The 7,183-nt window shown below is 71.7% G+C and carries 7 protein-coding genes; 5 read left to right on the forward strand and 2 right to left on the reverse strand.

What is annotated here, in order from left to right; all coding sequences use genetic code 11:
- From TA90_RS08520 to TA90_RS08530, 3 genes are all read left to right on the forward strand, one after another.
- On the forward strand, positions 1-356 hold a 356-nt coding region (locus tag TA90_RS08520; RefSeq protein ID WP_043535781.1), incomplete at its 5' end, for a PfkB family carbohydrate kinase.
- Positions 357-413: 57 nt separating this feature from the next.
- Positions 414-2,465: a PTS fructose transporter subunit IIABC gene (locus tag TA90_RS08525; RefSeq protein WP_052450686.1), complete on the forward strand. Its 2,052-nt coding sequence runs from the start codon at positions 414-416 to the stop codon at positions 2,463-2,465.
- Positions 2,466-2,594: 129 nt separating this feature from the next.
- Entirely contained in the window at positions 2,595-2,852 is a 258-nt protein-coding gene (locus TA90_RS08530) for an HPr family phosphocarrier protein (protein WP_043535782.1), read from the forward strand.
- A gap of 32 nt (positions 2,853-2,884) precedes the next feature.
- Here the strand turns inward: TA90_RS08530 and TA90_RS08535 are convergent, their stop codons facing one another.
- On the reverse strand, positions 2,885-3,136 hold the full coding sequence (locus TA90_RS08535) for a DUF4235 domain-containing protein (RefSeq protein WP_043535783.1): 252 nt from the start codon (positions 3,134-3,136) through the stop codon (positions 2,885-2,887).
- Between the two features lie 262 nt (positions 3,137-3,398).
- On the opposite strand from TA90_RS08535, the gene TA90_RS08540 reads away from it, so the two are divergent.
- Positions 3,399-4,415, forward strand: coding sequence for a substrate-binding domain-containing protein (locus TA90_RS08540; RefSeq protein ID WP_187120119.1), 1,017 nt, complete (start codon positions 3,399-3,401; stop codon positions 4,413-4,415).
- Between the two features lie 94 nt (positions 4,416-4,509).
- On the opposite strand, the gene TA90_RS08545 is transcribed toward TA90_RS08540, so the two are convergent.
- Positions 4,510-5,832 (reverse strand): DUF4921 family protein, encoded by a 1,323-nt coding sequence (locus TA90_RS08545; RefSeq protein ID WP_043535785.1) that lies wholly within the window; start codon positions 5,830-5,832, stop codon positions 4,510-4,512.
- Between the two features lie 113 nt (positions 5,833-5,945).
- On the opposite strand from TA90_RS08545, the gene TA90_RS08550 reads away from it, so the two are divergent.
- Positions 5,946-7,067 (forward strand): NADH:flavin oxidoreductase/NADH oxidase, encoded by a 1,122-nt coding sequence (locus TA90_RS08550; protein ID WP_043535786.1) that lies wholly within the window; start codon positions 5,946-5,948, stop codon positions 7,065-7,067.
- Positions 7,068-7,183: the final 116 nt, after the last annotated feature.

Below are 7,183 nucleotides of genomic sequence, written 5' to 3' on the forward strand. Positions count from 1 at the left end.
AGCTCGAGGCGGCGGCCGCTGCCGGTGACTACGACGCCGTGCGCGACGCCGCGAAGGACCTGCACGACTCGGGTGTCGGCGACGTCCTGGTGACCCTGGGAGGTGCCGGGGCGGTCCTCGTCACCGCTGAGGGCGCCTGGTTCGCGCCCTCGCCCGACGCACCCGTGGTCTCCACGGTCGGGGCCGGGGACTCAGCGGTGGCGGGCTACCTCATCGCGAAGTCGCAGGGCGCCCCTGCCGCGCATCGCCTCGCGCTGGCCGTGGCCTACGGTGCCGTGGCGGTCTCCCTGCCCGGCACCACCATCCCCTCACGCCCGGACGTCCACGAGGACGTCTCCAGCGTCATCACACTCTGACACACCCACCCGCACCACCAGACCCGGAGGGAACTCCGGACCACGAGAGGAACGACGATGTCCGAACCACTCATCACCCCTGACCTGGTCAGGCTGGGGGTGCAGGTCACCGGCGACAAGCACGCCGTCATCGCCCAGATGGCGGACCTGGTGGCATCCACCGGCCGTGCCGACAGGGCCGGCCTGCAGCAGGCATTCGAGGACCGCGAGGCGCAGTTCGCGACCGGCATGCCCGGCGGGATCGCCATCCCCCACTGCCGCTCCGCCGCGGTCCACGAGGCGGCGCTCGGCCTCATCCGCCTGGCGACACCCGTCGACTTCGGCTCGAAGGACGGCCCCGCCGACCTCATCATCGGCATCGCCGCGCCCGAGGGCTCGGGATCGGAGCACATGAAGCTCCTCGCCAAGCTCTCGCGCTCCCTGATCAAGGCGGACTTCGTCGCCGCCCTGCGCGCGGCCAGGACCCCGGAGCAGGCGTCCGAGCTCATCCGCGGTGTCGTCGACCCGGCCCCCGCCGCTGCGGGCGGAGCCGCTCCCGCCGCGAACCAGGATGCCACGGTCGGGGCCACCCCGGACGCGCCGGTCCTGCTGGCCATCACGTCCTGCCCCACAGGGATCGCGCACACCTACATGGCGGCCGAGAGCCTCGAGCAGGCGGCCAAGGACAAGGGCGTCGAACTCCACGTCGAGACGCAGGGCTCCGGCGGCATCACCCCCTTCGACCCCGACACCATCAAGCGGGCACAGGCCATCATCATCGCCGCCGACGTGAACATCACCGGCCGGGACCGCTTCGCGGGCATGCCGCTGGTCGAGTCGGGCGTCAAGCGCGCGATCTCCGAGGGCCCGAAGATGATCGACGAGGCCGTCGCCGCCATCCACGACCCGAACGCCGACCACGTCGAGGGCTCCTCGGGGTCCTCCGCCCCGTCCTCGTCGGCCGCGTCCTCGGGACACCACCAGGTGGGCTGGGGCAAGCGCATCCAGCAGGCGGTGATGACGGGTGTCTCCTACATGATCCCCTTCGTCGCCGCCGGCGGTCTGCTCACCGCCCTGGCCTTCCTGGTCGGCGGATACGACGTCGCCTTCGTCTCCAACGACGTCGCCACGAAGTTCTCGCTGTGGAACCTCCCCGATCCCCAGACCTACGTGCAGAACGGCGTCGACGTCCTCACGACCTACGGGGGCCTGCGGCTCTACCTCGGCGCGGTCCTGTCGACCCTGGGCGGTCTGGGCATGGGCTTCCTGGTGGCCGCCCTGTCCGGCTACATCGCCTTCGGCCTGGCCGGGCGTCCCGGCATCGCCCCCGGCTTCATCGGTGGTGCCGTCTCCGTCCTCGTCGGGGCGGGCTTCATCGGCGGCCTGGTCACCGGGATCTTCGCCGGTCTGGTGGCCGCGTGGTTCGCCTCGCTGAAGGCCCCGCGCTGGTTGGCCGGTCTGATGCCCGTCGTCATCATCCCGCTCCTCACGACCCTCGTGGTCGGCGGGATCATGGTGCTCTTCCTGGGCAGGCCGCTCGCCTCGCTCATGACCTGGCTGCAGGACGCGCTGACCAGCATGACCGGTGCCTCCGCGGTGCTGCTCGGCATCATCCTCGGGCTCATGATGTGCTTCGACCTGGGTGGTCCCGTCAACAAGGCCGCCTACCTCTTCGCCACCGCGGGCCTCTCGGCCGGCACCGAGGCGTCCTGGCAGATCATGGCAGCCGTCATGGCCTCCGGCATGGTCCCGCCCCTGGCGATGGCCCTGTCCACCGCGGTGCGGCCCAAGCTGTACACCCCCGCCGAGCGTGAGAACGGGACCACGGCCTGGCTGCTCGGCGCGGCATTCATCTCGGAGGGCGCGATCCCCTTCGCCGCCGCCGACCCCCTGAGGGTCATCCCCTCGATGATGGCCGGTGGCGCCGTGACGGGTGCACTGACCATGGCACTGGGCGTCGAGTCCAGGGCTCCCCACGGCGGCATCTTCGTGGCCTTCGCGATCACCCCGGTCTGGGCCTACGTGGTCGCGATCGTGGCGGGCGTGCTGGTGTCGGCCCTGGCCGTCACGGCGCTCAAGCAGTACGCGGCCCGCTCCAGGGAGGCCGCGGCCCAGGTCACCGCTGCGTGAACCGACGTCCCGCCGGGGAAATCCTCTGCGGGATTGTGACCGGGAGCACCCTCGCCCACGGGATGAGGTGCAAGAATCAAGGTGAACCTGGCCCGTGGGTGGTCAGGACTCGAGCAGAAGGAGAGGCCGATGGCCACACGTACCGTCAAAGTCGGAGCCAAGGTCGGACTGCACGCACGTCCGGCTGCACTGATCGCAGAGGCAGCGGGAGGTCTCGATTCCGAGGTCCTCCTGAGCGTTCCCGGGGGCGAGCCCGTCGACGCCTCCTCCGTGATGATGATCATGACCCTCGGGGCCGGTCACGGGGACGAGGTCGTCGTCGAGTCGGAGGACGAGGACGCCCTCAACAAGATCGCCGACCTCATCGAGAAGGACCTCGACGCCTGACACGTGGGATCCCTGCGGCGCCCGGGAGACACTCAGCTCCGGCTGATCTCCCGGGCGCCGTACCACTTCTTGGTGCCCTTCATGGCGAAGCGCTGGGCCAGGGCGACGAGCACCGCCGAGGCCGCCGCGAAGGCGAGGAGCGGGACGAGCTGGACGTCGTCGTCGTCCTCGTGGGGGACGTCCTTGCCGGTGACCGCCTTCCAGCCGCCCTCGGCGATCTTGCTCGCCACGAATGCCGCTGCCGCCATCGAGCCCGCACTGGCGATCTTCCAGCCGATGTCCATGGATCCTCCTGGGTGGTCCCTCCCCCGGGGTCGCCCCGGGTGATCACCCCCATCATGCCGCACGAGGGCGGGGCGCGCCGTCGCAGCGGGGGGTGCGCGGCCCGATAGGCTGGCCCGGGTCGAGACGAGGGAGGCACCCGTGGGACGTGTGCGCCACAGCCGCTGCGCCGCCGCCGCCCTGGCGGTGGCCCTGCTGACGGGGTGCTCCCCTGCCGTGGACCCTGGGGCCGACCCTTCGCGCGACCCCTTCTCACAACCGGTCGTGCCCACGGACCCAGCCGGGTCGACCCCGGGCGGGACCGGTACCGCGCAGCAGTCCGGGGTGGTCGCAGAACCCCGGCGGGGGAGTGGGGTCGTCGCCGCCGTGGTGGAGCAGGGACGGACCCTGCCCGAGGACGTCGTCCGTGACTTCAGGTCGACCACCGGTTTCACCCTCAGACAGGTGGAGGTCCCGGCCGGCGACCTGCACGAGGGCGCCCCGCAGGGGACGGATGCCGATGTCATCCTCGGCCTCGACGCGAATGCGGCCCTCGAGGCGACCTCGGCCGGGGTGCTCGCCACCACGGCCCCGCAGGACACGACCACACCCACCGGCACGGCACTGCAGGGTGCGCCGGCGGCCACCGCCTATGCGCGCGACGACGTCTGCCTGTTGGCCGACACCCAGTGGTTCGCCGCGAACCGGAAGGAACTGCCCACCTCGTGGTCGGAGCTGGCGTCCGGCGGATGGCCCGATCTGCTCCTCGTGCCCGACCCCGCGGGGTCCGTCGAGGGGCTCGCGTTCACCGCAGCGGCCCAGGCCTCGCTGGGCGCCGGTGCGGACGCCTGGTGGTCGGCCCTGACCTCGGGCGGTGTGGAGAGCGGCACCCCCACCCAGATCCTGCGGAGGTGGACGGCCTCGTCGGGTACGGGCACCGACGCGCGGCCACTGCTGGTCGCCCGGCAGTCCGTCGTGGCCACGACCCTGAACGACTCCGGCACGGAGTCGGCCTCCGCAGCGGTGGGGGCCACCTGCCTGGAGCGCATGCTCTACTCCGCCGTCACCGCCGACGCGACGCACGAGGACGGGGCTGAGTCGTTGCTGGCCTACCTGCGCGGGACCACGGTCCAGGAGGTGCTCGCCTCCACCGGGGTGGCCTTCCCCCTGTCCGCCACCGACGCCGAGGGGACGGCCATCGGATGGTTCTCCCAGCCCTCCGCCGATGCACTGCAGCTCCCCGAGGCCGATCTCCCGTCCGCAGACGCCCGCGCCGAGACCTGGTCGAAGGGCCTGGGGTAGCGGTCCGGCCACGGACGCAGTGGCCGCACCCGCTCAGTCGCGCGCTTCCGACGGGTGGCACCGGGACGCACGCCCGGATCCTGGTCGCACCCGCTCAGTCGTGCAGGATGCCCGGCTCCACGCGGCACTCCTCGCCGATGCGCATCGGCGCGATCGAGCCTGCCTCGCGCATCTCCTGCAGACGGGGCACCACCCTGCTCCACAGGGCCCACGGGTCCATCGTGTTGAGGTAGATGCGCGTCCCGCCCTCGAATCCCGCCACGGTCGAGATCCTCCACTTGAGCAGGATGCGCCACCGCATGGGGGTGTGGACGTCGGGGGGACGGTGGTACCACTCCTCGTTGCAGGGCACCTCGACCCCGGTGGCCGCGTGGGCGGCATGGAGGATGTCGGAGACGCCGCGCATCTCGTCCTCGTCCACCTCCCAGGGGTTGGCGGGGGCGTGGAGCGGCCACAGTGCGAGCGAGGGGTAGCGGTGGCCGAACCCCGCCATGAGGACGGCGTGCTCGTTCTGGGCGACGATGAGCCTGCGCGTGGCGGCGACCCGCAGGATGTCGTCGTAGATGTCCGGGTCGGAGCGCAGGCGGGCCAGTTCGGCCTCGGTCTGCACGGAGTGCTCGTCGATGGCGACAAGCTGCTTGTGGAGGTGGTCGAAGGAGGCGCCGGCGGGCTTGAGCCAGTTCTGGAAGGCGGCGACGTAGCGCACCGCGGGGTCAAGGCCGTACAGGTCCGCCATGGCACGGGCGGTGAAGTCCGTGTAGTGGTAGTGCTCCTCAGGGGTGAGTGTGCCCGACCCCGCCAACTGGTCGTCCGTGGTCGCCCCGTCCACGAAGTGCCGACGGGCGATGATGACGTCGTGCCCGCCGGAGAAGAACCCGTTCGCCTGCTGGAGCTTCGCGGAGTCCGTCATCGCCTCGAACTCGCCCTCGGACATGCCCCCGGCGAGCATGCGGGCACGCACGACCCGCATGACGTGGTCGTAGCCCGTGCCCGAGGCCAGGTACTCCGCCATGCGGCGGTGCTCGGCCTCGGAGGGGAAGTGGTCGTGGTTGAGGTGCCAGTAGTTGTAGGAGACGATCTCGAAGAGGTTCGGGATGCGTCGGAACTCCGCCACGGTGCTCGACAGCTCGTCGGCGGGCAGTCCACGCAGTTCCTCCCACCTGCCGTCCTCGTGGCGGACCAGGCGTGACTTCTCAGGCGGTGTCTCCAGGTAGCGACCCTCGCAGAAGGCGCAGTGCAGACCGTGGCACTCGGGGCGGATCGGTTCGGGATCCCTGCGGGAGACCGACAGTGGACGGTGGCCACGTCCGGGCACGGTCCACACCTCGGTGCCCGTCAGGAGGTTCTTCTGCTTGACCGTCCCATCCGCCAGACGGACGATCGCATTGTCCCGGTGGGGGGTGTGCTCCTTTGCCATGTCATCCAGAGTATCCCTCCCGCCACGGGCGGTCGCGCACGGTTCCCGGCCCTCCGGGTGCACCGGTGTCCACGTCCGTGTCCCGGCCGCAGCGGTGGTCCTAGGATCGGGCCATGCCCCACGCCAAGCTGTTCGAACCCGTCCCCGTCGCCCACCTCGAGGTGCCCAACCGCCTCTGGATGCCGCCCATGTGCCAGTACTCCGCCGAGGCGACGGGACCGCGGATGGGCATGCCCACGGACTGGCACCGGGTGCACTACGGGGCCAGCGCACTCGGGGGAGTGGGCGCGGTCATCATCGAGGCCACGGCGGTCGCGCCCGAGGGGCGCATCTCGGTGAACTGCCTCTCCTTCCACGAGGACGACCGCATCCCCGCCTTTGCGGAGCTGGCGCGACTCATCCACGCGGGTGGCGCCGCCGCCTTCGTCCAGCTCAACCACGCCGGCCGCAAGGGCAGTGCCCGGGCCGGCTGGCTCCAGGGTCACGCCGGCCCTGACGAGGGCGGGTGGCCCGTGGTCGGCGCCTCGCCGGTTCCCTTCGCGACCGGCTGGCCCGTCCCACGGGAGCTCAGCGACGCCGAGGTCGAGGGGGTCGTCGAGGACTTCGCGCACGCTGCCCGACGTGCGGTGGAGGCGGGATTCGACGGCGTGCAGGTCCATGCCGCCCACGGCTACCTCATCCACCAGTTCCTCTCCCCGGCCTCCAACCACCGCACAGACCGGTGGGGTGGTGACTTCGCGGGCCGCACGCGCCTGGCACGGGAGGTCGTCCGGGCGATCCGCGACGCCATCGGGGACGCCGCGCTGCTGGTCCGTGTCTCCGCCACCGACTGGACCCAGGAGTACCCCGAGGACGGGCGACCCGGTTGGACGCTGGAGGACACCCGGGCACTCGCGCCGTTGCTCGTCGAGGACGGCGCGGACATGGTCAATGTCTCCACCGGCGGCAACGTGCCCGATGCCCGCATCGGATCCGGACCCGGTTACCAGGTGTTCGCGGCCGCGGCCGTCCGTGAGGCCGTGGGGACGGGCGGGGGACGGTGCGTCCCGGTCGCGGCGTGCGGCCTCGTCCTCGCCCCGGAGCAGGCCGAGCAGATCCTCGTGGACGGACGTGCGGACGTCGTGGAGATCGGACGCGTCATGCTCACCGACCCGATGGCGCCGCGTGTGTGGCGCAGGCGCCTGCGGGTGGACCCCGGGTGGCCCCCGCAGTTGGAACGGGGCACCGCCCGCTGAGGGGGTGGAGGGGATCCACGGGTCCGTCCCGGACATCCGGCCACATGGCCCCGGGGTGGGCCTCGGCCGGTCGGTGCGTCCTGACGGATGGGTGCTCGGGACCGGTGGAGTCCTCC

This window comes from Actinomyces polynesiensis (genome assembly GCF_000820725.1).
Taxonomy (GTDB): Bacteria; Actinomycetota; Actinomycetes; order Actinomycetales; family Actinomycetaceae; genus Pauljensenia; species Pauljensenia polynesiensis.

What these genes read in the sequence shown, in the direction of transcription:
- TA90_RS08530 (WP_043535782.1), top strand. Translation starts at nt 2,595, where the DNA reads ATGGCCACACGTACCGTCAAAGTCGGAGCCAAGGTCGGACTGCACGCA.
- TA90_RS08550 (WP_043535786.1), top strand. Translation starts at nt 5,946, where the DNA reads ATGCCCCACGCCAAGCTGTTCGAACCCGTCCCCGTCGCCCACCTCGAG.
- TA90_RS08545 (WP_043535785.1), bottom strand. Translation starts at nt 5,832, where the DNA reads ATGGCAAAGGAGCACACCCCCCACCGGGACAATGCGATCGTCCGTCTG.
- TA90_RS08525 (WP_052450686.1), top strand. Translation starts at nt 414, where the DNA reads ATGTCCGAACCACTCATCACCCCTGACCTGGTCAGGCTGGGGGTGCAG.
- TA90_RS08535 (WP_043535783.1), bottom strand. Translation starts at nt 3,136, where the DNA reads ATGGACATCGGCTGGAAGATCGCCAGTGCGGGCTCGATGGCGGCAGCG.